Source organism: Sphingomonas suaedae (assembly GCF_007833215.1).
GTDB classification, from domain to species: Bacteria; Pseudomonadota; Alphaproteobacteria; order Sphingomonadales; family Sphingomonadaceae; genus Sphingomonas; species Sphingomonas suaedae.
Map to the genome: position 1 here is coordinate 99,345 of NZ_CP042239.1, position 23,999 is coordinate 123,343.

General features: G+C 66.9%; 20 protein-coding genes and 1 tRNA gene. 11 read left to right on the plus strand and 10 right to left on the minus strand.

Annotated features, from left to right (window positions below; genetic code table 11):
• Window positions 1–148: 148 nt before the first annotated feature.
• Complete coding sequence (locus tag FPZ54_RS00420; protein WP_145844151.1) at window positions 149–877, minus strand: SDR family oxidoreductase; 729 nt, start codon at window positions 875–877, stop codon at window positions 149–151.
• A 97-nt stretch (window positions 878–974) separates the two neighbouring features.
• Here FPZ54_RS00420 and FPZ54_RS00425 point away from each other — a divergent pair, with 97 nt between their 5' ends.
• Together FPZ54_RS00425 and FPZ54_RS00430 are read left to right on the plus strand one after the other, a co-directional pair.
• Entirely contained in the window at window positions 975–2,570 is a 1,596-nt protein-coding gene (locus FPZ54_RS00425) for a rhamnogalacturonidase (RefSeq protein ID WP_145844153.1), read from the plus strand.
• Window positions 2,567–3,574, plus strand: coding sequence for an aldo/keto reductase (locus FPZ54_RS00430; protein ID WP_145844155.1), 1,008 nt, complete (start codon window positions 2,567–2,569; stop codon window positions 3,572–3,574). Before FPZ54_RS00425 ends, FPZ54_RS00430 begins: the two co-directional genes overlap by 4 nt.
• Here FPZ54_RS00430 and FPZ54_RS00435 read toward each other — a convergent pair.
• The 3 genes from FPZ54_RS00435 to FPZ54_RS00445 all read right to left on the minus strand — a co-directional run bounded on the left by FPZ54_RS00435 (window position 3,571) and on the right by FPZ54_RS00445 (window position 7,211).
• A complete protein-coding gene (locus FPZ54_RS00435) occupies window positions 3,571–5,139 on the minus strand; it encodes an aldehyde dehydrogenase (NADP(+)) (RefSeq protein ID WP_145844157.1) in 1,569 nt (522 codons plus the stop codon). The two genes, FPZ54_RS00430 and FPZ54_RS00435, sit on opposite strands and share 4 nt — an antisense overlap.
• Window positions 5,140–5,276: 137 nt before the next feature.
• Window positions 5,277–6,401 (minus strand): enolase C-terminal domain-like protein, encoded by a 1,125-nt coding sequence (locus tag FPZ54_RS00440; protein ID WP_145844158.1) that lies wholly within the window; start codon window positions 6,399–6,401, stop codon window positions 5,277–5,279.
• 57 nt (window positions 6,402–6,458) lie between these two features.
• The gene (locus tag FPZ54_RS00445) at window positions 6,459–7,211 is read right to left on the minus strand and encodes a FadR/GntR family transcriptional regulator (protein ID WP_186456856.1); all 753 of its coding nucleotides are present in this window, start codon (window positions 7,209–7,211) and stop codon (window positions 6,459–6,461) included.
• 164 nt (window positions 7,212–7,375) lie between these two features.
• On the opposite strand from FPZ54_RS00445, the gene FPZ54_RS00450 reads away from it, so the two are divergent.
• Genes FPZ54_RS00450 through uxaC form a run of 6 tightly spaced genes read left to right on the plus strand, consistent with a single transcriptional unit; the run spans window position 7,376 to window position 13,044 of the window.
• The gene (locus tag FPZ54_RS00450) at window positions 7,376–8,680 is read left to right on the plus strand and encodes an MFS transporter (protein WP_145844161.1); all 1,305 of its coding nucleotides are present in this window, start codon (window positions 7,376–7,378) and stop codon (window positions 8,678–8,680) included.
• A 2-nt stretch (window positions 8,681–8,682) separates the two neighbouring features.
• On the plus strand, window positions 8,683–9,336 hold the full coding sequence (locus tag FPZ54_RS00455) for an RraA family protein (RefSeq protein WP_222428332.1): 654 nt from the start codon (window positions 8,683–8,685) through the stop codon (window positions 9,334–9,336).
• Window positions 9,337–9,344: 8 nt separating this feature from the next.
• Window positions 9,345–9,659, plus strand: a complete 315-nt coding sequence (locus FPZ54_RS00460) for a UxaA family hydrolase (protein ID WP_145844164.1) — start codon at window positions 9,345–9,347, stop codon at window positions 9,657–9,659.
• Window positions 9,652–10,872, plus strand: coding sequence for a UxaA family hydrolase (locus tag FPZ54_RS00465; protein ID WP_145844165.1), 1,221 nt, complete (start codon window positions 9,652–9,654; stop codon window positions 10,870–10,872). Before FPZ54_RS00460 ends, FPZ54_RS00465 begins: the two co-directional genes overlap by 8 nt.
• Window positions 10,862–11,623 (plus strand): SDR family NAD(P)-dependent oxidoreductase, encoded by a 762-nt coding sequence (locus FPZ54_RS00470; protein WP_222428333.1) that lies wholly within the window; start codon window positions 10,862–10,864, stop codon window positions 11,621–11,623. The genes FPZ54_RS00465 and FPZ54_RS00470 overlap by 11 nt, the downstream gene beginning before the upstream one ends.
• A 2-nt stretch (window positions 11,624–11,625) precedes the next feature.
• The gene (gene uxaC, locus FPZ54_RS00475; RefSeq protein ID WP_145849497.1) at window positions 11,626–13,044 is read left to right on the plus strand and encodes a glucuronate isomerase; all 1,419 of its coding nucleotides are present in this window, start codon (window positions 11,626–11,628) and stop codon (window positions 13,042–13,044) included.
• Between the two features lie 201 nt (window positions 13,045–13,245).
• Here uxaC and FPZ54_RS00480 read toward each other — a convergent pair whose 3' ends face one another.
• From FPZ54_RS00480 to moaA, 4 genes are all read right to left on the minus strand, one after another.
• Window positions 13,246–14,610, minus strand: coding sequence for a glycoside hydrolase family 28 protein (locus FPZ54_RS00480; RefSeq protein WP_145844166.1), 1,365 nt, complete (start codon window positions 14,608–14,610; stop codon window positions 13,246–13,248).
• A gap of 221 nt (window positions 14,611–14,831) precedes the next feature.
• A tRNA-Asn gene (locus tag FPZ54_RS00485) sits at window positions 14,832–14,906 on the minus strand.
• A gap of 173 nt (window positions 14,907–15,079) precedes the next feature.
• Complete coding sequence (locus FPZ54_RS00490) at window positions 15,080–15,853, minus strand: NAD kinase (RefSeq protein WP_145844168.1); 774 nt, start codon at window positions 15,851–15,853, stop codon at window positions 15,080–15,082.
• The gene (gene moaA, locus FPZ54_RS00495) at window positions 15,850–16,878 is read right to left on the minus strand and encodes a GTP 3',8-cyclase MoaA (RefSeq protein ID WP_145844170.1); all 1,029 of its coding nucleotides are present in this window, start codon (window positions 16,876–16,878) and stop codon (window positions 15,850–15,852) included. Before moaA ends, FPZ54_RS00490 begins: the two co-directional genes overlap by 4 nt.
• A 75-nt stretch (window positions 16,879–16,953) precedes the next feature.
• Between moaA and FPZ54_RS00500 the strand changes: the two genes are divergently transcribed.
• Genes FPZ54_RS00500 through FPZ54_RS00510 form a run of 3 tightly spaced genes read left to right on the plus strand, consistent with a single transcriptional unit; the run spans window position 16,954 to window position 20,279 of the window.
• Window positions 16,954–18,933, plus strand: coding sequence for a putative bifunctional diguanylate cyclase/phosphodiesterase (locus FPZ54_RS00500; protein ID WP_145844172.1), 1,980 nt, complete (start codon window positions 16,954–16,956; stop codon window positions 18,931–18,933).
• Window positions 18,930–19,358, plus strand: a complete 429-nt coding sequence (locus tag FPZ54_RS00505) for a hypothetical protein (RefSeq protein WP_145844173.1) — start codon at window positions 18,930–18,932, stop codon at window positions 19,356–19,358. The genes FPZ54_RS00500 and FPZ54_RS00505 overlap by 4 nt, the downstream gene beginning before the upstream one ends.
• 24 nt (window positions 19,359–19,382) lie before the next feature.
• Window positions 19,383–20,279 (plus strand): alpha/beta fold hydrolase, encoded by an 897-nt coding sequence (locus tag FPZ54_RS00510; RefSeq protein WP_222428335.1) that lies wholly within the window; start codon window positions 19,383–19,385, stop codon window positions 20,277–20,279.
• On the opposite strand, the gene FPZ54_RS00515 is transcribed toward FPZ54_RS00510, so the two are convergent.
• Window positions 20,269–23,160, minus strand: a complete 2,892-nt coding sequence (locus FPZ54_RS00515; RefSeq protein WP_145844174.1) for a PAS domain-containing protein — start codon at window positions 23,158–23,160, stop codon at window positions 20,269–20,271. The genes FPZ54_RS00510 and FPZ54_RS00515 overlap by 11 nt on opposite strands.
• Window positions 23,161–23,286: 126 nt before the next feature.
• A complete protein-coding gene (locus FPZ54_RS00520; RefSeq protein ID WP_145844175.1) occupies window positions 23,287–23,994 on the minus strand; it encodes an SDR family NAD(P)-dependent oxidoreductase in 708 nt (235 codons plus the stop codon).
• Window positions 23,995–23,999 lie beyond the last annotated feature (5 nt).

The following is a 23,999-nucleotide window of genomic DNA, read 5'->3' on the forward strand; positions in this document are numbered from 1 at the left end:
GGAAACCTCTCCTGGAGTGTTCTTTTAGGGTTGTTTCAGCAGAGCTGAAACAGTGGCGGCACCGGCCCGCTCCCCCACCCGGCCACCCAACGACAGTGTATTCTATGGGTGGCCGGGTGGGGGAGCGGGCCGGTGCCGTCATCATCGGCTAGTTTACCCAGCCGCCATCGATGACGCTGGTCGTGCCGGTGGTGAAGGCGCTTTCGTCCGATGCCAGATAGACGGCGAGCGCGGCGAGTTCATCGACCCGCCCGAACCGACCCATCGCCTGACGCGCGGTGAATTCGGCATAGGCTTTTTCGAAATCGCCAGTGTCGTGCAGCCGTTGGATCAGCGAGGGCGTCTCCACCGTGCCGGGGCAGATCGCGTTGCAGCGGATGCCCTTGGTGACATAGTCGATCGCGACCGATTTGGTGAGGCCGATCACCGCCGCCTTGGTCGCGCCATAGGCGAAGCGGTTGGGCACCGCCTTGATGCTGGAGCAGATCGACGACATGTTGATGATCGATCCGCCGCCACCCGCGATCATGCCGGGCAGCACTGCGCGGATCATGCGATATTGCGCGGTGACGTTGAGCGCATAGGCGAAGTCCCATTGATCCTCGTCACAGTCGAGGATGGTGCCGGCGTGGACGACGCCCGCGCAGTTATAGAGGACGTTGAGTTCGGGATAGGCGGCGGCGATCGCCTTGACCGCGGCGGCATCGGTGACGTCGAGCACGCGCGTTTCGGCGCCGTCGAGTCCCTCCAGCGCTTCGGCGCGGACATCGGTGGCGATGACGCGTGCGCCCTCGCGGACAAAGGCTTGCGCAGTGGCCCGGCCGATCCCCTGGCCCGCAGCGGTGACCAGCGCGACCTTGCCTTCCAGACGGCCCATCAAACTTTCTCCTAATCGGGACAAGCGGCATGGACAGATGCCGCGATCAAACATATGATGAATTATGTTTGATCGACACGCAAGCGCCGACTTTTCCATGGATCGCCGTTCGACCATCGGGCTCCTCATCCTCTTGCTGGGCAGCCCCGCGCTGGCCCAGTCGGCGTTGACCGGGCATGGCGTGGAGAATATCCGCGACCACGGCGCGCGCGGCGACGGGCGGACGATCGACAGCCCCGCGATCAACCGTGCGGTACAGGCCGCAGCGAAGCAGGGCGGGGGTGTCGTGCTGGTTCCGCCGGGCCGCTATCTCAGCTTTTCGATCCGCCTGCTCGACAATGTCACGCTTGGGCTATCGGCTGGCGCGGTGATCGAGGCTGCCGATCCCGACATTCACGGGCGCCACTATGATGCGCCCGAAAATTATCTGGAGCAGCAGTTTCAGGATTTCGGGATCACCCATGTCCATAACAGCCTGATCTATGCCGATGGCGCATCGAACATCGGCGTGGTTGGGCCGGGGATGCTGCACGGGCTGGGCCTTGATCGCGAAGGGCCCGGGGATCGCTGGTGGCAGCGCGATAGCTGGCAATCGGCCAGGGCGCTGGGCATCAGTCCGAAGGAGTTCATGCTGCGCGATCCGAACGAGGCGGCGCAGGTCGGTCGGGCGAACAAGACGATCGGCCTGATGAATTGCCGCAACGTGCGGCTTCAGGATTTCACGATCCTTCAGGCCGGGCATTTCGGCATCATTGCGCATGGCTGCACCAACATGGCGCTGGACGGGATCGTGATCGACACCGATCGCGACGGGATCGATATCGATTGCTGTCGCGACGTGCGCGTCGTCAACTGCACGGTCAACGCGCCCAAGGACGATGCGATCGTGCTCAAGAGCAGCTATGCGCTGGGCCGCAAGGTGATGTGCGAGGACATCTTGATCCAGGGGTGCAAGACCAGTGGCTATCTGATGGGATCGCTGCTCGACGGCAGCTATCGCCCGTCCGATTATCCCGCGCCGGACAGGATCGGCGTGCTGGGGCGGATCAAGATGGGGACCGAGACCAATGGCGGGTTCCGCAATGTCCGCATCGCCGACTGTCTCTGCACCAATACCCGCGGCATCCTGATCGGTATCGTCGATGGCGGAACGATGGAGGACGTGTCGATATCGGGCATCGTGCTGCGCGATCCGGTCAACCACCCGCTGTTCGTCCATCACGGTGCGCGGATGCGGGCGCCGAAGGGAACACCGGTCGGCACGATCCGCCGCGTGCGGTTCGAGGATGTCCAGGCATCGGGCGTCGATCCCCGCTATCCCTGCGGGGTGGAGGGCTTTGCCGACGGACCGGTCGAGGATGTGAGTTTTACCGGGATCGACGTGCAGTCGGCGGGTGGCGGCACCGCTGCGGACGCCGCGCGCGATCCCGAATATCGCCGCGAGACCAGCCTTGAGGTCAGCTATCTCAAGACACTCCCCGCGCATGGCCTCTGGGCGCGTCACGCGAAACGCCTGAGCGTGCGCGAGTGCCGGTTCACGACCGACGTGCCGGATGCGCGGCCCACGATCGCGCTGCGCAACGTGCAGGGCGCGCAGGTCGACGGGCTCTCGTCGAGCAAGCCGCGCGGCGAAGCGGTCTCGGCGCAGGCGAGCACCGGGATCGTGCTGGGCGACGTACAGGTGCTGGCATGAGCGCGCCGCTCGGCGATCTCGGCCCGCTGGCATTCGGCGCGGCGTCGATCGGCAACCTCTATCGCGCGATTCCGGCGGATCAGGCGCAGGCGGTGGTGCGCCGGGCTTGGGAGGCGGGCATCCGCTATTTCGACACCGCCCCACATTATGGCTTTGGCCTCAGCGAAAAACGGCTGGGCGCCGCGCTGACCGAATTGGACCCGGACGGTGCCGCCATTGTCTCGACCAAGGTCGGGCGACGGCTCGATCCGCGTCCCGAGGCCGATTTGTCGGCGATCCGTCAGGGGTTCGTCACGCCCGAACCTTATGAGAGCGTGTTCGATTACAGCTATGACGCAGTGATGCGTAGCCATGAGTCCAGCCTGAAGCGGCTGCGCCGCGACCGCATCGACATCCTTTACGCGCACGACATCGGCAGCTTCGCCCATGGCGCCGATCACCCGCGCCGCTTCGCCGAATTTGTCGAGGGCGGCTATCGTGCGATGCGCGAGTTGCGCGATTCGGGCGCGGTGTCCGCCATCGGCCTGGGGGTCAACGAGGCCGCTGTGTGCGTCGAGATGCTGGGCGCCGGCGATATCGACCTGCTGATGCTTGCCGGGCGCTACACGTTGCTCGAGCAGGACCCGCTGGACCACCTGCTGCCGCTCTGCGCGGAACGCGGAGTGCAGCTGGTGATCGCCGGGCCATATAATTCGGGCATCCTCGCCAAGGGCGTGCGGACCGGCACCATCCCCAATTTCAACTACGAACCGGCCCCAGCCGCGATCATCGACCGCGTCGGCCGGATCGAGACGATCTGCGCGGCACATGGCGTACCGCTGCCAGCCGCGGCGCTGCAATTCCCGCTGGCGCATCCGCAGGTGGCCTCGGTCGTGCCGGGTATGGGATCTGTCGGGCAGGTGGACGCCGCCCTCGGACTCATCCACCACCCGATCCCCGCGCAATGCTGGGCAGATTTGCGGGCGGCGGGGCTGATCCGCCCCGACGCACCCGTTCCCGTTTAAACTCTCCAGGCCCCGTCGATCCGGGCCAGCGTGCCGGCCTGCCCGTCCTCGCGCAGCGATGCCGGGAGCAGGTCGGCGGGGATATCCTGATAGCTCACGGGGCGCAGGAAACGGTCGATTGCCAGCGTACCGACGGACGTGCTGCGCGGGTCGGAGGTCGCGGGATAGGGGCCGCCATGGACCATCGCATGGGTCACCTCGACCCCGGTTGGCCAGCCATTGGCGAGGATACGGCCCGCCAGTCGCTCCAGTACCGGCATCAGCTCGCGTGCGGCGTCATGGTCGCCCGCGTCGATGTGGAGCGTGGCAGTCAACTGACCTTCCAGTGCGGCGAGGATTCCGGTGAGTTCGGCCAGATCGGCGCAACGCACGACGATCGATGCGGCGCCGAACATCTCGTGCAGGTGGACGGGGTCGGCCAGCAAGTCCTTGCCCGCTATGCTGAACAGCGCGGCGCAGCCCTGACAGGGCGTTTCCGCCGCGATCCCCTGCGCGATCGGTGTCACATGGGCGCTGGCGGACAGCTTCGCCTTGCCCTCGCTATAGGCAGCACAGATTCCGTCGGTCAGCATGACTTGCGGCGCTTGTGCGGCCAGAACATCGCTTGCGCGCGCGACGAATGCGTCGAGGTCCGGGCCGTCGATCCCGAGCACCAGGCCGGGATTGGTGCAGAACTGCCCCGCGCCCATTGACAGGCTGGCGACGAACCCTTCCGCCAGCGCCGAGCCCCGCGCGGCGAGCGCGTGCGGCATCAGGATCACCGGGTTGATCGCCGACATTTCGGCATAGACGGGGATCGGGCGCGGGCGAGCGGCGGCGATCCGCATCAGCGCCTCACCCCCGCCGCGCGATCCGGTAAAGCCCACCGCCTGGATGCGGGGATCGGCGACCAGCGCCTCGCCGGTCGAGCGCGCGCCATTGACCAGGCTGAACACGCCCTTCGGCATTCCCGTCGCCTCCGCCGCGCGGGTAATCGCGCCAGCGATCAGTTCCGACGTGCCGGGATGCGCGCGATGGCCTTTTACGACCACCGGGCAGCCCGCCGCCAGCGCCGATGCGGTGTCGCCGCCTGCGGTCGAAAAGGCGAGCGGGAAATTGGACGCGCCGAACACCGCGACCGGCCCCAGCGGGATCATCCGCAGTCGCAGGTCGGGCCGCGGCGGCGTGCGGCTGGGATCGGCATGGTCGATGCGCAGCTTCTGCCACTGGCCGTCGCGCACCTCGCGCGCGAACAGCCGCAGCTGGTTCGCGGTACGGCCGCGCTCGCCGGTGATACGGGCGGCGGGCAGGCCGGTTTCACGGCAGGCCCGATCGATCAGCGCATCGCCCAGCGCCTCGATCGCATCGGCGATCGCCTCCAGAAACGCCGCGCGCCGATCGAGCGGGAGCGCGGCATAGGGGCGCGAAGCTGCGTCCGCCGCCGCACAGGCATCGGCAACATCCTGCGCGCTGGCCTCGGCAAATCCGGGTGCGTCGATGCGCTCGCCCAGCGCCGGGTCATGTGCGTGGAAACGGGTGGCCGATCCGCGGCGATCCCCCGCGATGAATAGCTCTCCGGTCAGCATGGATATCCTCCTGTCCTGCGGTGTCCTGTCGGTTCCGGGCCGGGCGGCGCGTAGCGCATCCCAACGATACCCGCCGTCTAGTCGTGGCCACCCTTGCGTCAAGAAATGTATGACGTATTATGATAAAGAATGGAGGGTCACGCCTTGAATGTCCGCTTGGAAACGCAATTGGCGTCGACAAGGTCCCAGTCGATGTCGATCCCCAGTCCGGGACCCTCGGGAACGTGGATGCGGCCATCCGCGTCCATGAACTCGCGCAGGCTCTGCTTCATCGGGATCTGGAACGTGTCCTCCGGGACGAACAGCTCGAAATATTCCGAGTTGCGCACGGCACAGGCGACGTGAACATTGGCAATGTCCATCGGCCCCATCGTCGTGGTGTGCAATTCGCAGTTCATGCCATGCGCTTCGGCGAGGTGGCAGACCTTGAGCGTGCCGGTGATGCCGCCCTTCCACGAGACGTCGGCGCGCACCATGTCGACCGCGTCGGCCTTGATCGCCTGTGCCACGCCCCATGGCCCGCCGCGCGTCGTCTCGGTGCCGACGATCGGGATGTCCACTGCGGCGGCGAGTTTGGCATATTTGTCGAGCTCGTAATCGCGGAACGGCTCCTCGAACCAGTAATAGTCGAGCTGTTCGAGATGGCGGGCGACCTTGATCGCCTCATGCAGCGTATATTCGGATACCGGATCGGTCATCAGGATCATGTCGGGACCGACCGCCTCGCGCACCGCGGCATGGATTTCCATGTCGACGCTGCTCGGACCGCAGGGGTGGACCTTATATGCCTTGAACCCGCGTTCCTTGTACGCCAGCGCCTCGCGCACATAATCCTCGACGCCGGGCAACCACAGGCTGCTGGCATAGACGGGCAGGCTGGTGCGGTAGCTGCCGAGATATTTGTGCAGCGGCAGACCGGCAGTGCGCGCGGCGGCATCCCACAAGGCCACGTCGATCGGGCCAGGGAGGAAGACCGGGAAGAAGGCGCCGTGCCGGTCGATATTCCAGAAATCGTGCCAGATCGCCTCGCGGTCATGGATGCTGCGGCCCAGAATGACCGGCGCGATCACATCGGTGAGATAGGCGTCGGTAACTGCGCCGGAGCGCGCGGCCCAGAAGGTCGCGATGCCCTCGACCCCATCGGACGTTTCGATGCGCCCGACGCCATAGCTCCACGGCATCGGCGCCGCGCCCTCGCGATCCTCGTCGAACAGCCCCTTGGGCCGGTTGCAGATCCAGGTCTCAAACTTCTCGATACGCATATGCGCTTTCGCCCCCAAACTTGTCTGACAGGTATGTGGCGGAAAATAGCGCGGCGTTCAATGCGGTCCCGACGTCGCTTCCGATTTCGCGGCGAGCGGGGCGAGGATCACCGTCAGCGCGTCGTCGAAATGCTGCGCCATTGCCGCCGCCGCGGCAGCGGGATCGCCAGCGACGACCGCCCGAACGATCTGCTCGTGCAGCTCCTGGACCCGGTCCAGGCCCCGGATCTCCGACCAACGCTCGCGTCCGGTGCTCATCGCGACAAGGATCAACTGGCGCAGCGCGTCGATCAGCAGCGAATAGAGGGGGTTGCCGGTCGCCTCCGCCAGCGTCACGTGCAGCCTGAGGTCGAGCGCGAGATAGCGTTCGGCATCGTCGATATGCCTCGCCATATCGACGACGATCGATTCGAGTTCCGCCGCCTGTTCCGCGCTGCGATGCTGCGCTGCAAGAACCACCATTGCGATCTCCACCCCGCGACGCAGCTCCAATATATCGCGTTCGTTCGCCTGGCCGATCAGCACCGCATTGCTGATGACGCGCGACATCATCGTGCCATCGACCGGCACGATCGTCGCGCGCTTGCCCACCGCCATCTCGACGAGGCCAGTCGCTGCCAGCGTCCGCATCGCCTCTCGCACCACCGGCCGACTGACGCCCAGCGTCTCGCTGATCGTCGTTTCGCTGGGCAGCCGGGCGCCGGGGCGCAACTGCTCGCTCGCCACATGATCGCGAAGATAGGCGATGACCTGTTCGACCAGTCTGCTGGGTTTCGAGGGGGCGACCTCGTCTTCATTCGCCGCTTGCAATCGATCCTCCCAGCTTGCGGTTCGCGCACCGTTTCGCCGCGATCCGCACTTTACAGCAAAAAGCAGCTTGTCATATCGCAGCAAATCAATCAAACCTGTATGACAGGTTTAGGAATGCTCAGACGGCTCCGGGCTGCAAGCAGCATGGAAGGGATGCCAAGATCATGACGACGGACACCCGCGCCGCCGGCGCCGATTACCGCGCGGTAAAACCAGTCGGGCGATATCGCTGGGTGATCTGCGCGCTGCTCTTCGCCTCGACCACCATTTGCTACATCGACCGTCAGATATTCGGGCTGCTCAAGCCGACGCTGGATGCGGAGCTGGGCTGGAGCGAGACCGATTACGGCGACATCGTCGCCGCCTTCTCGTTGATGTACGCCTTTGGCTATCTGCTTGGCGGGCGCTTGATCGACCGGATCGGCGTGCGCAAAGGTCTGTCGCTGGCGGTGTTCGGATGGAGCCTCGCCGCGGCGGCGCACGGCTTCATGTCGACCGTGTTGGGGTTCAAGATCGCGCGCGGGGTGCTGGGCATCACCGAAGGCGGAAATTTCCCGGCCTCGATCAAGGCGGTGCGCGAATGGTTTCCGCCGCAGGAGCGCGCCTTCGCGACCGGCATCTTCAACGCAGGCAGCAATATCGGCGCGATCGTGACCCCGATCTCGCTGCCGTTTCTGGTTGCCGCCTTTGGCTGGCGCGCGGCCTTCCTCATCGCGGGCAGCCTCGGCATCATCTGGCTGCTGCTCTGGTGGCGCTTTTACGACCAGCCTGAACGGCAAAGCCGCCTCTCCGCCGAAGAGCTGGCATATATCAAGGCGGGGGAGGATCCCGCGCCACAGCCGCATGTCCCATGGCTGTCGCTGCTGCGCTACCGGGGCACCTGGGCCTATGTCGTCGGCATGTTGATGACCAGCCCCGTGTGGTGGTTCTACCTCAACTGGGTGCCGGGGTTCCTGCATGACCGGTTCGGGATCGACATGATGGGGGCGATCGCGCCGCTGGTCGTGATCTATCTGGTCGCCGATGTCGGCAGCATTGCGGGCGGCTGGATCTCGTCGCGGATGATAGGTGGGGGCTTGTCGCCCGTACCGGCGCGGTTGCTGACGATGTTCCTGATGGCGCTGTGCCCGCTGCCGGTCGCGTTTATCGCCGGGGTTTCGGACTTGTGGCCCGCGGTGCTGATGATCGCGCTGGCAGCTGCGGGGCATCAGGGCATGTCGGCCAATCTCTATACGCTGGCATCGGATACGGTTCCCTCGCGCGGGGTTAGCTCGGTGATCGGCATGGGCGGTTTCGCGGCCGGAATCGTCGGCATGTTCGTGGCGATGGCGGTGGGCCGCATCCTCGACGCGACGGGCGGCAACTACACCCTGCTCTTCATCGGGGCGGCGATTGCCTACCCGCTGGCGGTGCTGGTGATGGCGCTGATCGTCCGGAAGCCCGCAGCCAGGACTTCGACGGTGGCATGACAATGGACGACAAGACGATCTTCGACCTGTTCCGAACCGAGCTGTACACGCCGGTGGTGGGCGACATTCTGGACGGCATGGGGCGGGTGCACCAGTTCCTGCCGCAACCGATCCAGCCGATGCGGACAGCGATGAAGCTGATCGGACGGGCGATGCCGGTCGTCATGATCGACGTCTATGGCCCGCAGGCCGAGCCGTTCGGCAAGCTGACGCAGGCGCTCGACCAGCTGGAGCCGGGGGACATCTATCTGGCGAGTGGCGGGGCGATGCGCTGTGCCTATTGGGGCGAGATTCTGACTGCGACGGCGCGGCAGCGCGGGGCGGCGGGGGCGGTGATCAACGGCTTTCACCGCGACACGCCGCAGGTGCTGGAACAGGACTGGCCGGTGTTCAGCCGCGGGCGGTTCGCGCAGGATTCGGGCGTGCGGACCAAGGTGATCGACTATCGCTGCCCGATCGAGGTGGGGCCGGTGACGGTGCAGCCGGGCGATCTGGTCTTTGGCGATCTGGACGGCGTGCTGGTGATCCCGCGCGATTGCGAGGCCGAGGCGATCGAGCGCGCGCTGGAAAAGGCGCGCGGTGAGAAGCTGGTCCGCCGCGAGATCGAGGGCGGGATGTCGAGCACCGCTGCATTCGCAAAATACGGAATCTTGTGAGGCATGCGATGAGCCGCGCATTCCGCATTCATACCGACGACAATGTCGCGACGCTGCTGGAAGATGCGGCGGAGCGGGTGAGCCTGGTCGACGGGCCGGACATCGCGCTGCACGGGCCGATCGCGCTGGGGCACAAGGTCGCGCTGGCCGACATTGCGGAGGGTGCCGCAGTCGTGAAGTTCGGCATCCCGATCGGCATCGCCAGCAGCGCAATCCGGGTCGGCGACTGGGTGCATCTGCATAATTGCGCCAGCCGCTTCGACGGGCGCTCCGGCGGGTTCGACACCGTGACCGGCGCGGCCAGGGACATGGTCTATGACTGACGTTATGGCGCGGCGCTGGAGCGGCTGGCAGCGGGCCGATGGGCGCAAGGGCGTGCGCAACATCGTGCTGGTGATCTACACCGTGCAATGCGCTGCACATGTCGCCCATGCCATCGCGGCGGGTGAGGAGGATGTCCACGTCATCGGCTTCCCCGGCTGTTACGACAATCAATATGCGATCCGGCTGGTGCTTGCCCTTGCGCGCCATCCCAATGTCGGCGCGGTGCTGTCGGTCGGGCTGGGCTGCGAATATACCCAGCCGGCGCGGATCGCCGAGGCGGTGGAGCGCAGCGGACGTCCGGCCGACGCGTTTTTCATTCAGGATGTCGGCGGTACGCGCAGTTCGGTCGCGCGCGGCAAGGACAGCGTGCGCGCGCTGCGCGATCGCATCCGGCGCGAGACGCCGCGGGTCGAGATGGGCTTTGGCGACCTGACGCTGGGCGCCGAATGCGGCGGGTCGGACGGGACCAGCGGGCTGGTCGGCAATCCGGTGGTCGGGCGGCTGTTCGACAAGGTGGTCGATGCCGGAGGCTCCGCGATCGCCGAAGAGATTGTCGAGATGATCGGGCTGCGTGACATCATCCTCGACCGTGCGGTGGACGATCGTGCGCGCGGCGAACTGGAGGCCGCCTATGCCAAGGCCGAAGCCTATTGCCGCGACGTCCGGCAATACTCCGTCAGCCCGGGCAATTTCGCGGGCGGGCTGACGACGATCGAGGAAAAGAGCATGGGCGCGTTCGCCAAGAGCGGATCGCGACCGATTCAGGGCGTCATCAAGGTCGGTGAAGCGCCGCCCTGGCCGGGGATGTGGATCATGGATTCGGTGCCCGACCCGCACTTCATGCAGTTCGGCTATACCAATCCCAACGATACCGAAGGGATCATGGACCTGATTTCGGGAGGCAGCCAGATCGTGCTGTTCATCACCGGGCGGGGCAGCGTGATCGGATCGCCGGTCGCGCCGCTGATCAAGGTGACGGGCAACAGCCGCACCTATGCGCGGATGGAAGAGGATATGGATTTCGACGCGGGCCGCGTGCTCGCCGGGCAGTTGTCGCTCGATGCGGCGGCGGACGCGCTGGCGGCGATGGTCGGCGACGTCGCATCGGGCACGCCAAGCAAGCCCGAAGCGCTGGGGCACAGGGAGTATTTCGTGATGTACAAGCACCAGGACACGCCGGAGCTGGATCGGGGGTGTCGCAGTGCCGCATGATCCGTTCCGCCTCGATGGCGAAGTCGCGCTGATCACCGGCGGCGGCACGGGGCTGGGCCTGGGCATGGCGCGTGCGCTGCATGCGGCGGGCGCGCAGGTCGTGCTGGTCGGGCGGCGTGAGGAGATGGTCCGCGCGGCGGCCGAGGAGCTGGGCGAGGGCGCGCATTGGGAGGCGGTGGACGTCACCGACTTTGCCGCGCTTCCGGCTTTGGTCGAGCGGGTGATCGCGAAGACCGGCAAGGTGTCGATCCTGCTCAACAATGCCGGGATCAACTTCAAGAAGCTGGCGGTCGATACGCCGGTCGAGGACTTCTCGACCATGCTCGACACGCATGTGCTCGCCGCGCACGCGCTGACCCAGGCGGTGCTGCCCGGCATGATCGCGGCGGGGCATGGCAGCATCCTCTTCACCGCGTCGATGACGTCGCTGATCGGGATGCCGGGGGTGATCGCCTATTCGGCGGCCAAGTCAGCCTATGTCGGCATGGTCCGGGCGCTGTCGTGCGAGGTCGCGGGGCAGGGGGTGCGGGTCAATGCGATCGCGCCCGGCTGGATCGAATCGCCGATGCTGCGCCGCGCGCTCGACGGCGATCCCGCGCGCTCCAACCGCATCCTGCAACGCACGCCGATGGGCCGGTTCGGGGAGGCCGAGGATATCGGCCTTGCCGCCGTCTATCTCTGTTCACCCGCCGCGAAGTTCGTGACCGGCGTCCTGCTGCCGGTCGATGGCGGCGCTTCACAAGGTTTCTGATGATGACGACCCCCTACCGACTGCATGAAGACAGGCTGTTCCCGTCGGACCCCGGCATCCGCGCCATCGCGCGGGAGCTCTATGGCACCGTCCGCGACCTGCCGATCGTCAGCCCGCACGGCCATACCGATCCGTCGTGGTTCGCGACCAACGATCCGTTCGCGGACCCGGCGTCGCTGTTCATCGTGCCCGATCATTATATCTTCCGCATGCTCTATAGCCAGGGCGTGCCGTTGGAGAATCTGGGCGTGCCGCGGATCGATGGCGGCTGGGTCGAGAGCGATCCGCGCAAGATCTGGCGCCTGCTCGCTCAGCATTTTCACCTGCTGCGCGGGACGCCGAGTTGGATGTGGCTGGGCCATGCGCTGCACGAGATCATGGGCATTCCGCAGCGGCTGTCGCCCGAGACGGCGGACGACATCTACGACCAGATCGACGCGAAGCTGAAGCAGGATGACTATCGCCCGCGCGCGCTGTTCGACCGCTTCGGGATCGAGGTGCTCGCGACGACCGAGGACCCGCTCGACGATCTGCGCCACCATCGTGCGATCAAGGAAAGCGGCTGGAGCGGGCGGGTGCTGACCGCGTTCCGGCCGGACAATGTCGTCGATCCCGAGCATCCGCGCTTCAAGAGCGACCTGCCCGAACTGGGTCGGATCACCGGGGAAGATGTCGGCAGCTGGGACGGCTATCTCGCCGCCCTGCGCGCGCGACGGCGCTATTTCATCGAGCATGGCGGGTGCACCTCGACCGATCATGGTCATCCGACCGCGCACACCGAAAACCTACCGCAGGAAGAGGCGGCTGCGCTCTATGGTCGCGTCGCCAACGGGCAGGCCGATGCCAAGGATGCCGAGCGTTTTCGCGGGCAGATGCTGACCGAAATGGCGCGGATGAGCATGGATGACGGGCTCGTCATGCAGATCCATCCCGGCGCGCTGCGCAGCCAGAACCCGCTGATCGCCGCGCGGTTCGGCGAGGCGAAGGGCGACGACTGGCCGTCGCGCACCGAATATGTCCATGCGCTCAAGCCGCTGCTCAACGCGTTCGGCAATGAGCGCGACCTGACGATCATCCTCTTCACGCTGGATGAAAGCACTTACGCGCGTGAGATCGCGCCGCTGGCGGGGCATTATCCGGCGCTGCGCATCGGCCCGGCGTGGTGGTTCCATGACAGCCCGGAGGGGATGCGGCGCTTCCGCGAGCAGGTGACCGAGACCGGAGGCTTCTACAACACGGTCGGGTTCAACGACGACACCCGCGCGTTCCTGTCGATCCCGTCGCGGCACGACATGAGCCGCCGCGTCGATTGCTCGTTCCTCGCACGGCTGGTCGCCGAGCACCGGATCGAGATGGACGAAGCGCAGGCGGTGGCCGCCGACCTTGCCTATAATCTGGTGCGGTCGGCGTATAAGTTGTGATTGGATATTCCTCCCCTGAGCTTGTCTCAGGGGAGGGGGACCGCCGCCGCAGGCGGTGGTGGAGGGGCGGCCGCGCAGACGGCCGTGAACAGCTCGGCAAAATTCCGCCGCTTGCAGCGGCGGCCCCTCCGTCAGCGCTACGCGCTGCCACCTCCCCTGAGCAAGCTCAGGGGAGGAATGAGCAACGCCCGGCTCGGGGATTTACGTGACGATCTCGCCCGGTGCGCCGTTGACGCGGACATTGTCGAAGCGGATATTCTTCGTGTCGCGTGCGATCAGCTTTTGCCGCTCGCCGGAATCGGTGAGGCGGACGTCGATATCCTTGAGCAGGAAGTCCGAGATCGCGGTCGTCGGATTGCCGGATATGTTGCCGAAGCGGCGCGTGGTGCCCTTCACATCCTCGATCACCACGTCGCGGATGATCGCGCCGGGCATCTTTGGCTCGACGCGGGTGCCGTGGGTCAGGCGGGCGTTGACGATCAGGCCGACGGCGGGATCGCCCTCGCTGAAGTTGGGTTTGCCATAGTCGTAGAAGACCTCGCCATTATGCCACAGCGGGCCATAGGGAGTCGGCGCTTCGGCCAGCCGAACGCCCTTCACCCGCAGCTTTTCATAGACCTGTCCCGGCGTGTCGGGGCGCACTTTGAAGCGGATCGTCGGGATATCGCCGACATTGGTGATGCGTTCGACCCGCACGTCGCGCACGATCGTCGCGTTGCTGCCATAGGTGACGCAGCCCAGGCCATGTTCGAACATGCAGTCATGGATGTGGATGCGCTCGACCGGCGGCGCTTCGGCATAGGCGGCGGCGCCCGGACCCTGCGTCCCCTTGAGCGCGATGCAATCGTCATCGACCGAGAAGAAGCAGCGGCGCACGACGATGTCCTGACAGCTGTCGAGATCCACCCCGTCGCTGCTGGGCGCGCGGATTTTGTGCGGCACCACGAAGCGGCAATCCTCGACCACCGAGCGGCGGCAGCGGTACAGGTGCAGGTTCCAGAAGGCAGGGTCCTTGAACGTCACCCCGCTGACCAGCACGTCGTCGCAATCCTCGATCGAGCAGAGCTGGGGGAAGTGGTACTGGACCTTGTTCCCCTCGACATATTCGTCCGGCACGGTGAAGAACATCCGCCAGAAAGTGTCCCCCGCGCCATCGATCGTGCCGGGGCCGATGATACGCAGCCCGTGATTGTCGCGTGCGTTGATCAGGCCGAGGCGCAGCGGTTCGGGGAATGCCTCGACGAAGCGGCGCATGACCAATGGATAGTCGGCGAGATCGGTCGATCCCCGCAGCACCGCCCCCTTGCGCAGCTCAAGCCCGACCCCCGGCTTCAGCCAGATCGATCCGGTAACGAAAACCCCCGCCGGAACCGCGATCATTCCGCCACCCGCGGCCGCACAGGCATCGATCGCCGTCTGGATCGCGCGGGTGTTCAGCGTCCGTCCGTCGCCGATCGCGCCGTGGCTGCGGATATCGACGACCCGGTCGCGTCCAAACACCGGGGTGGGCAGGGCCAGCAGGCTGAGCGCAGGCGTGCGCAGCAATAGTCCGCGGCGGGTTTGCATGTGATCCTCTCCGGTTCCGAGCGCGCGGTCCGCTTCCCGGCGGGAAGCACCGCTTCAACTTGTCATACAACTTAAACTGTCAGACAGGTTTGATGTCAAGCGGCGCCAGCATCATCTGGCTGCGGCGCGGTCCCGACCCGGCAATATGCCTCGAACACAGCAGCGCGGCGGGGGTGGATGCCCACCCCCTGCCGGGCGATCGAACTGTGCGATTGAGGCGCTGGCTCCCTGAGTAGGATTCGAACCTACGACCGTCCGATTAACAGTCGGATGCTCTACCGCTGAGCTATCAGGGAACACCAGCGAGGGCGCGCCTATACGAAGGGGTTTCCTGCATTGCAAGCGGGGAAGCGCGTTTTTCCCACGGCACCGGCCCGCTCCCCCACCCGGCCACCCAACGACAGTGAATTCTATGGGTGGCCGGGTGGGGGAGCGGGCCGGTGCCGCCTCAGCGAAGCTGATCAGAAAATCACGCGATGAACTGTTCCATCGTGATCCGCTCGTCCAGCGCATGTTCCGGATCGAACAACAGCGTCAGGTCGCGATGATGGTCGATCTGCACGTCCACCTGCGCCACGTCGCGTACCTCGCGCTGGTCCGCCACTGCGCTCACCGGCCGCTTGCCGGGGTCGAGCACGCGCAGCGAGATCCGTGCCTTTTCCGGCAGGATCGCGCCGCGCCAGCGGCGCGGACGGAACGGGCTGATCGGGGTCAGTGCCAGCAATTGCGACCCCAGCGGCAGGATCGGCCCGTGCGCGGACAGGTTGTACGCCGTCGACCCGGCCGGAGTCGCGATCAATATCCCGTCGCACACCAGCTCGGGCAGCACGACGCGGTCGTTGACCCGCACCTCCAGCTTGGCGGTCTGGCGCGTTTCGCGCAGCAGCGACACCTCGTTGATCGCGGGCATGACATGCGTCTCGCCGTCCATCGTCGTCGCGGTCATCGTCAGCGGCGTCACCTTGAACGGCCGCGCCCGCGCCAGTCGCTCTTCCAGCCCTTCGGGTCGCCAGTCGTTCATCAGGAAGCCGATCGTGCCCAGGTTCATCCCGAACACCGGCACGATCCGCCGCCGCTCCAGCATCGCGTGCAGCGTCTGGAGCATGAATCCGTCGCCCCCCAGCGCGACCAGCATCTCGGCTTCTTCGACCGCCACCCAGTCGCCGCCCGCCAGCAATTCGGTCGCCGCCGTCTCGGCGGGCGTGGTGGGGGAGGCGACCAGCGCCCGGCGCGTCTCGGTCATCCGCCGGTCACGCTCATATGCCGCGCAACGGCGGGACCGGCGCCCCGCGTCACGTCGAATTCATGCCGCGCCGGCTTGGCGCCCAGCGCCGCGTCGATCGCTTCATCGACCGCCGCCAGCCCTCCGTCGCGGATCGCCGCGCGCAGATCGACATGGTCGTCATGACCCAGGCAGGAATAGAGCTTCCCTTCGGTGGTCAGCCGCACCCGGTTGCACGTCGCACAGAAATTGCCGGTGAGCGGCGAAATCAGCCCCAGCCGCGTACCGCTCCCGCCGACGCGCCAGTAGCGCGCGGGTCCGCCGCTGTCGTGACGATCGGGCGCAAGGTCGAACCGCTGGCGAAGGGCGTCCAGAACAGTCGTCAGGGGCACGAACCGGTCGGCGCGGTCGCCCTCGATCCGGCCCAGCGGCATCGTCTCGATCAGCGTCAGGTCCATGTCCTCCTGCGCCGCCCAGTCGAGCATCGCCGGGATTTCCGCGTCGTTGAGCCCCTTGAGCGCGACCATGTTGATCTTGACCCTCAGGCCCGCCGCGCGCGCGGCCTCGATCCCGTTCAGCACCTGCGCGACATCGCCATGGCGGGTGACAAAGCGGAACAGTTCCGGGTCGCGACTGTCCAGGCTGACATTGATCCGCTGCACCCCCGCATCCGCGAGCGCCTGCGCATGGTCGGCAAGCCGCGTGCCGTTGGTCGTCAGCGTCAATTCGTCGAGACCCGCACCAACCATCCGTCCAAGCCGCCGGGCCAGGTCCATCGCATCGCGCCGTACCAGCGGTTCGCCGCCGGTCAGCCGGATCTTGGTCACCCCCCGCGCGACGAAACGTTCGGCGATCAGCGCGATCTCCTCCAGCGCCAGCAATGCGCTGCGGGGCAGGAAGGTCATTTCCTCCGCCATGCAATAGCGGCAGCGCAGGTCGCACCGGTCGGTCACCGATATCCGCAGATAGCGGATCGCGCGGCCCTGACCATCTACTAGGCGCCCATCCGTAAGGGGCCGGGGGATCGGGGCGGGCGCGACATCCATGCGATCGAGCTAAGCTGTTCGGGGCCGCGCGACAACCCTTTGGTTCCGGATCGCCCTTGCGCTAGGAATGATGCGATGAGCGACGTCGCGCCCGCGCCAGCACACCCCATGACCGGGCGGGAACGACCGGTGTTCCTGCTGTCCTTCCGCCAGCGCGACGAACTTGCGACGCTCGCCGCCGGCGCCGGGTGGCGCGTCGTCGCCGCGCGGCGGGGGGAGGGGGCGGACCGCCGCTTCCTCGCCAGCGGCGCCAGCGTCGCGGTGGTCGATGCGCGCGGCGCGGTCGATGAAGGGCTGGCGGCGGTCCGTGCGCTCGCGGGCGTGACCGGTGCCAATGGCGGCGCGCTGCTGGTGCTGGTGTCGCGCGGCGACGCCGGGCGCCTTGGTGAATTCTACGATGCGGGCGCCACCCAGTTTCTCGCCAGCCCGATGCGCGAAATCGAGTTCGTTCAGGCGCTGCGCTTCGCTGCGCGCCATGCCCAGCGCGTCACCGGCGATCTTCCGCCGCCGCCCGGCGGGGGCGAGCCGCTCGGCTGGCGCTACGATCCGGCGCTGGGTTCGCTTCAGGTCACGCCCGCGCTCGCCGGCCTGCTCGGCCTGTCGCAGGCGCCGTCGCTGCGCGCGGTGCTGCGCCATGTCGAGGCAGTGGACCGCGGTGCGATGCGCGCGGCGCTCGCCCGGCTGCGCGCCGGGATCCAGGCGACCGCCTTCGCGCACGACCTGCCCGGTGCGGGCCGGGTGGTCGAGCATCTTCAGTTCGACGCGCGCACCGGCCGCATCCACGCGCTGATCGAACGGCTGGGAGAGGTCGATGCCGGCGCCGTCGTGCGCGATGCGCTGACCGGCGTCCGCGATGCCGCCGCCGCGCGTCGCTGGATCGCCCGCAAGCTCGAGGCGGGCGGGCAGGTCGGCCTGGCGCTCGCGGCGCTGGGCCGGTTCGAGATGGTCAACACCGCCTATGGCCGCGACGCGGGCGACGCGGTGCTGCGCGCTGCCTCCGCCCGCATCGCCGAGGCGGCGCGCGAGGCGCTGGGCAAGCGCGTGCTGCTGGCACGGATGGGCGGCGCCGAATTTCTCGTCGCGGTCGAGGGGGTCGAGGAAGCCGAGCTCCGCGCTGCACTGGCGCGGGTCGAGGAAGCGCTGGCCCGCCCCTTCGTGATCGGCGACGCCATCGCCCCGATCGGCGCGCGGATCGCGATGACGCTGTCGCGCGACGGGGACGACGCCCCCGCGATGCTGCGCCGCGCGAGCGAAGCGCTCGCGGGCACGGGCAGCGAGGAGGGCGACGCCCCGCTCGATCGGCTCGCGCTCGACCTGCGCCGGGCGATGGACAGCGGCGAGATCGAACTGCGCTTCCAGCCCCAGGTTTCGGTCGCCACCGGCACGATCGTCGGGGTTGAGGCACTGGCGCGCTGGCGGCATGGCGAACTTGGCGTGGTCGGCGCCGAAACCCTGTTCGCCGCCGCCGAGCGCGCCGGGCTTGAGATCGCGCTGTCAGAACATGTCCAGCGACTCGCGCTCGCCGATGCCGCGCGCTGGCCCGCGCCGCTGCGGTCGCTGCGCCTGTCGGTCAACGTCACCGCCGCCGATGTCGCGCGCTCGGGCTTTGCCGACCTGTTCCTCGACTGGGTCGACAGCAGCGGCTTCCCCCGGTCGCGCCTGACGGTCGAGATTACCGAAGGCGGCCTGATCGACGATCTCGGCGAAGCCTCGCGCCTGCTCAGCGAACTGCGCTCGGCCGGATGCCGCGTCGCGATCGACGATTTCGGCACCGGCTATTCCAGCCTCGCCTATCTGAAGGCGCTCCCGCTCGATTACCTGAAGGTCGATCGCAAGTTGACCCAGGACATCACCGGCAGCGCGCGCGACCGCGTCGTGGTGCGCGGCGTCATCGACATGGCCCGCTCGCTCGGCCTCACCGTGATCGCCGAGGGGGTCGAAAACACCGAACAGCTCGAACTGCTGGCGAAAGAGGGCTGCCAATATTATCAGGGATTCCTCTGCGCGGCGCCACTCACAGTGGCCGAGCTCACGACATTGATGGAGACGCAATGAACGATCCCCGCGACCTGAGCGGCGTCTGGTACGGTCGCTATTTCGCGATCAGCTGGGGCGTGCCCGAAAACGGCTTCATCGCGCATCTCGAGGAGGAGGGCGGGGTGGTCACCGGCACCATCACCGAGCCCGACGACACCGGCACCGCCGACATCCGCCGCGCCTTCGCCGATGGCAGCCGCAGCGGATCGGCGCTCGAATTCACCAAACAATATGACCCCACCGGGCCACTCGCGCACAGCGTCGCCTATGTCGGCACGGTCAGCGACGACGGAACCGAAGTGACCGGCGAATGGCGTTTCTCCGGCTATCACGGCAGCTTCGTGATGAACCGCGAGATTTTCCGCGCCGAGGAACTGGACGAAGAGGCAGCGGTGGACGAAGACCTCGTCATCGAACTGGACGAACCGCAGCCGGATCGCTGAGGCATCCCTGAGATTGGAGACACCATGATCTATCGCCGCACGCTGCTGTCCTGGCTGGGGATGCTGGGTCTTGCGCTGACGCTGCTCGCGCCCGCCGCCGCGTCGGCCCAGGAGTTTGAGTCGGATCGCATCGTCGTGACGGTGGAAGGCGAGGGCGCGGACGTGGTCCTGATCCCCGGCCTCTCGTCCTCGCCACGCGTCTGGACGGAGATGATCGCCGCGATCCCCGGCTATCGCTACCACAAGGTTCAGGTTCGCGGCTTTGCGGGCGTCGACAAGGGCGGCAATGCCGATGGCGACGTCGCCGCCCCGGTCGCGGAGGAAATCGCCCGTTACATCGCGCAAGCCAAGCTCGGCAAGGTGGCGGTGATCGGCCATTCGATGGGCGGCACGATGGGCCTGATGCTCGCCGCCCGCCACCCTGACCGCGTGGGCAAGCTGATGGTGGTGGACATGCTCCCCGCGCTCGGCCCGATGTTCGGCGGCCCCGCCGCGACCCCCGAAATGCTCAAGCAGATTTCGGCGCAGGTCGTCGCCGGAATGCGCAGCGCCAGCGCCGAGGATTATGCCAAGCGGCTCGAAGGCACGATTACGGGCATGGTCGCGACCGAAAAGATGCGCGCGCCCGCATTGGAGGATGCGCTCAGGTCCGACCGCGACGTCTCGGCCCGCGCCTATGGCGAACTGATCGTCACCGACCTGCGCCCCGAACTTGCCGGGATCTCGGCGCCGACCGTGGTGCTCTATGTGACCCCGACCGGTGCCCCTGTCACCGACGCCCAGATGGACGGCTTCTACACCGCATCTTATGCGACACTGAAGGGCGCGACGTTGACCCGCGTGCCGAACGCCGCGCACTTTCTGATGTGGGACAACGCCCCCTTCTTTCAGGCGCAGGTAAAAGCGTTCCTCACCGGCTGACCGTGTCGAGCAGGGCGCGCAGCTTGCCCAGGTCGGGCGGCTTGGCGAGCAGCGCGTCGACATTTGCGGGGTTGTCCCGCCCGTCGGGCAGGCGTTTCCCCCAACCCGTCAGCATGATGACGAACGTGTCGGGCGCAATCGCCTTCGCCGCGGCGGCGACGCGGTCGCCATCGACATGCGGCATACCCAAATCGGTGATGAGGATGTCGAACGGCTGTTGCGCGTCGACCGCCCGGGTCAATTCCTCGATGCCGCGCTGCCCCCCTTCGGCGGCGGTGACGTCATAGCCGATGATGCTGAGATAGCCGGCGGTGGATTCCAGAACCGCCGGGTCGTCGTCCACGATCAATATTCGCGTTTCCGCGCGTTGACCGGTCGCGCGCGCGGCCGGGACGCTGCCCGGTTGTGCGATGATCGCCGCGGACGCCACCGGCAGCGACATCCGCATCGTCGTTCCAACGCCCGGACTGCTCTCGATTTCCAGCTCCGCGCCGTGTCGCTGTGCCGCGGCGACGACCATCGCCAGGCCCAGCCCGGTGCCGCGATCTCCCTTGGTGGTGAAAAAGGGGTCGATGCAGTGCGCGAGCGTCTCTGCGTCCATCCCCTCGCCCGTATCCGAAATCTCCAGCGCGACCCGCTCGTCCGCGCCCGACGGCAGAGGATATGCCCGCACCCGGATGGCCCCGCCGCCGGGCATCGCATCGACCGCGTTGAGGATGAGGTTGGTAAGCGCGTCGCGAATCGACGCGGTGTGCGCGAGTGCCGGCGGCAGATCCGCGGCCAGCTCCGCCTCGACCGTGATCACCACGCCGTTCTGGCGGGGCATGTCGCTCCACCGCGCCCGGGTCAGCTCGATCACCTCGCCGATCAGCTCGCCCAGATCGGTAGGCGCGCGTTCCAGGTCGGCATTGTCGGTACGATAGAAATCGCGCATCCGCGCAATCGTCGCGGACATGTCGTTGAAGACGCGCTCCACCATCTGCAAATAGGTCTGGATTTCTGGCGGCAAATCGCGGCTATTCTCGCGTAGCGACTGGGTCCGGATGCTGATCGGGGTCAGCGCGTTGTTCAGATCGTGGGCGATACCGCTTGCCATCTGGCCGATCGCGGCAAGCCGCTCGCGCGCCAGTGCCGATGACTGGCTCATCCTCAGGTCCTCGACCGTCCGCTGCAGCGTCTCCAGCACGATGCTCTGCTGAACCGACAGGCCGATATGGTCGACCAACTGCGTCAAGAACCGGCATTCGGCGGGGTCGAACGAGTCGCGATCACGGCGCGCGGCGATCAGCACCCCATAGACTTCGTCGTCCACCAGGATCGGTGTGATGCAGATCGATCCCATCTGCGTGACGAAGGCCGGCGTCCCGGGGCGGACATCCTGCGCGGAGCCGTCGACATGGATCAGCTCCCGCTGCGCGATACAGTCAGCCACCGGGTTGCCCGTCGCCCGAATCTCGCGGCCGATGCTCAGTCCGAACGCGTCGCGATATCGATGGGTCTGCGGCCCCATCTGCGCCACCTCGATCGTCGCGCCGGACGGGGCGACCCGACCGATCAGGGCGAGGTCGGCATCGAACTGCTCCTCGACCGCGACCACCGCCGCCTGAAAGATGCTCGCGATATCGTGACGCCGCGCAATCGCCCGGGTGATCTCGTCCAGCAGTTTCAGGCGCTGAACCTTCAGGGCGAGAAGCGCCTCGGCGGATTTCTGGGCGGTGATATCGATCGAAATCCCGACGATCCCGATGCTCTCCCCCTGTTCATCAAGCAGCGGCGCCTTTGACGACAGGTAGGTTTGCGAACGCCCCTCGAAACGCGTCTCCTCCTCTCCGATCAACGCGGTCCGGGACGTCATCACCTGCCGGTCGGCGGCGCGATAGGCTGCGGCAAGCTCGGCCGGGAAAAAGTCATTGTCGGTCTTGCCGACGATGGCGTCGCGGGGCAGGCCCAGACTCTCGGCCAACCGCCGGTTCACCCGCAGGAAACGCCCCGCCTCGTCCTTGGCATAGATCAGCGCCGGGGTGTTCTCGATGATCGCCTCGACCAGATTCTGGACGCTTCGCGCGGCTTTGTCGCTGCGATCGAGACGCGAAGCGACGGTGATGGCGATGATCGCGAGGCTGGCGACGCCCAGCACGATGGCAGCGCCATAGCCGAACGGATAGCGCACCACGCCTGCAAGCCGACCGACCTGCACGAGCCCGGTGATGCCCAGCGGCAGCAGAAACGCCGCGACCAGCAAGACGCGCGCCGTATGCCCCGCCGGTGACGGGCTGGTAACGATCGCCATCCAGCCGCTATCCGGTCTCAGCAACAGCGCGGCGGGAATCAACAGCGCCAGCGCCAGGGTGGCAAAGAGCGACAATTCGGAAAACATCGGCGCGTCGAGCAGGGTAGGCGCATCCATCGCGTAGCCGAGCAGCGCGGTGATCAGCGCGGGGATCGGGGTGATGAGCAGGGTGGGATAGACATATCCGCGCCCCACGGAGCGCGGGAGCAGCAGGGCAACGCCAATGATGATGTTGCCCAGCGCCGCTGCGGAAGAGACGTGGATCCAGCCCGCGCCAAGCAGTTGCCGTGCGCCGTCAATGTCGTGATATCCCAGCAAATGGCGGCCGAGCCCGATCAGGCCCAATATCACTGCCGCCCATGCCGCGATACGCGCCGACCTTCTCATGCCGGTCTTGCCCGTATCCCGATCGCGCGCGGTGCGAACTATCGCGTAGCTGCACAACAGCGTGAGGGCGATCGCGCCGGGCAGCATCGGGGTACCGAACTGCGTGCCGGTCAGGTACGGCGCGTCGAACAGCCACCCGACGAGCGAAATTAGTGTAAGCGCGACCGCACATGCGATCAGTACCAACTGTGCGCGCAGAAGCATGACGCCTCCCAACCTACCGATTTGGAACCGAAATCAGCTGGAAGTCAACCGCGCGAACCGCGAAACGGGGTTAACCGGACGATGCGTGTTTGCCTCGCGCATGTCATACGCGCAGAAACGACGCGATCAGATCGCTTCGTATGCGCCGGTATCGAAGTCCTCGCCCAGCATCGCGACGACCCGCTCCGCGACGACCTCGGGCGGCTTGACGCTCTCCGGCGCCTCACCCGGATAGGCGCGCGCCCTCATCTTGGTCCGGGTGGCGCCCGGATCGAGCAGCGCGACGCGCACCTTGGTCAGGTTGCGCACCTCGTCGGCATAGCTCAGCAGCAGATTCTCGAACGCCGCCTTGGTCGCGCCGTACAGGCCCCAATAGGCGCGCGGGCGTCGCCCGACGCTCGACGTCACGCCGATCACGCGGGCACCGTCGGACTTGCGCAGCAACCCGTCGAACGCGCCGATCAGCGCCGCCTGCGCGCTGACATTGAGCGCCAGCACCTTCGCCACTTCCTTGGGGTCGAACGCCGAAATTGCCGACAGCGTGCCGAGCGCCGCCGCATTGAGCACCAGGATGTCGAGCTTGCCCCAGCGCTCCGCCACTGCGGCGGCAAGGCGCGGGATCGAATCGGTCTCGATCAGGTCCATCGGCGCGATCGTCGCCGATCCGCCCGCGGCATGGATCGCCTCCTCCACCTCTTCCAGCCCGCCCGCCGTGCGCGCGGTCAGCACGACATGAGCACCCTGTGCGGCAAGCGCGATCGCGGTCGCCGCGCCGATGCCCCGGCTGGCCCCGGTGACGAGCGCGATGCGCCCCGAAAGCGTCGGTTCGGTCATCGCTC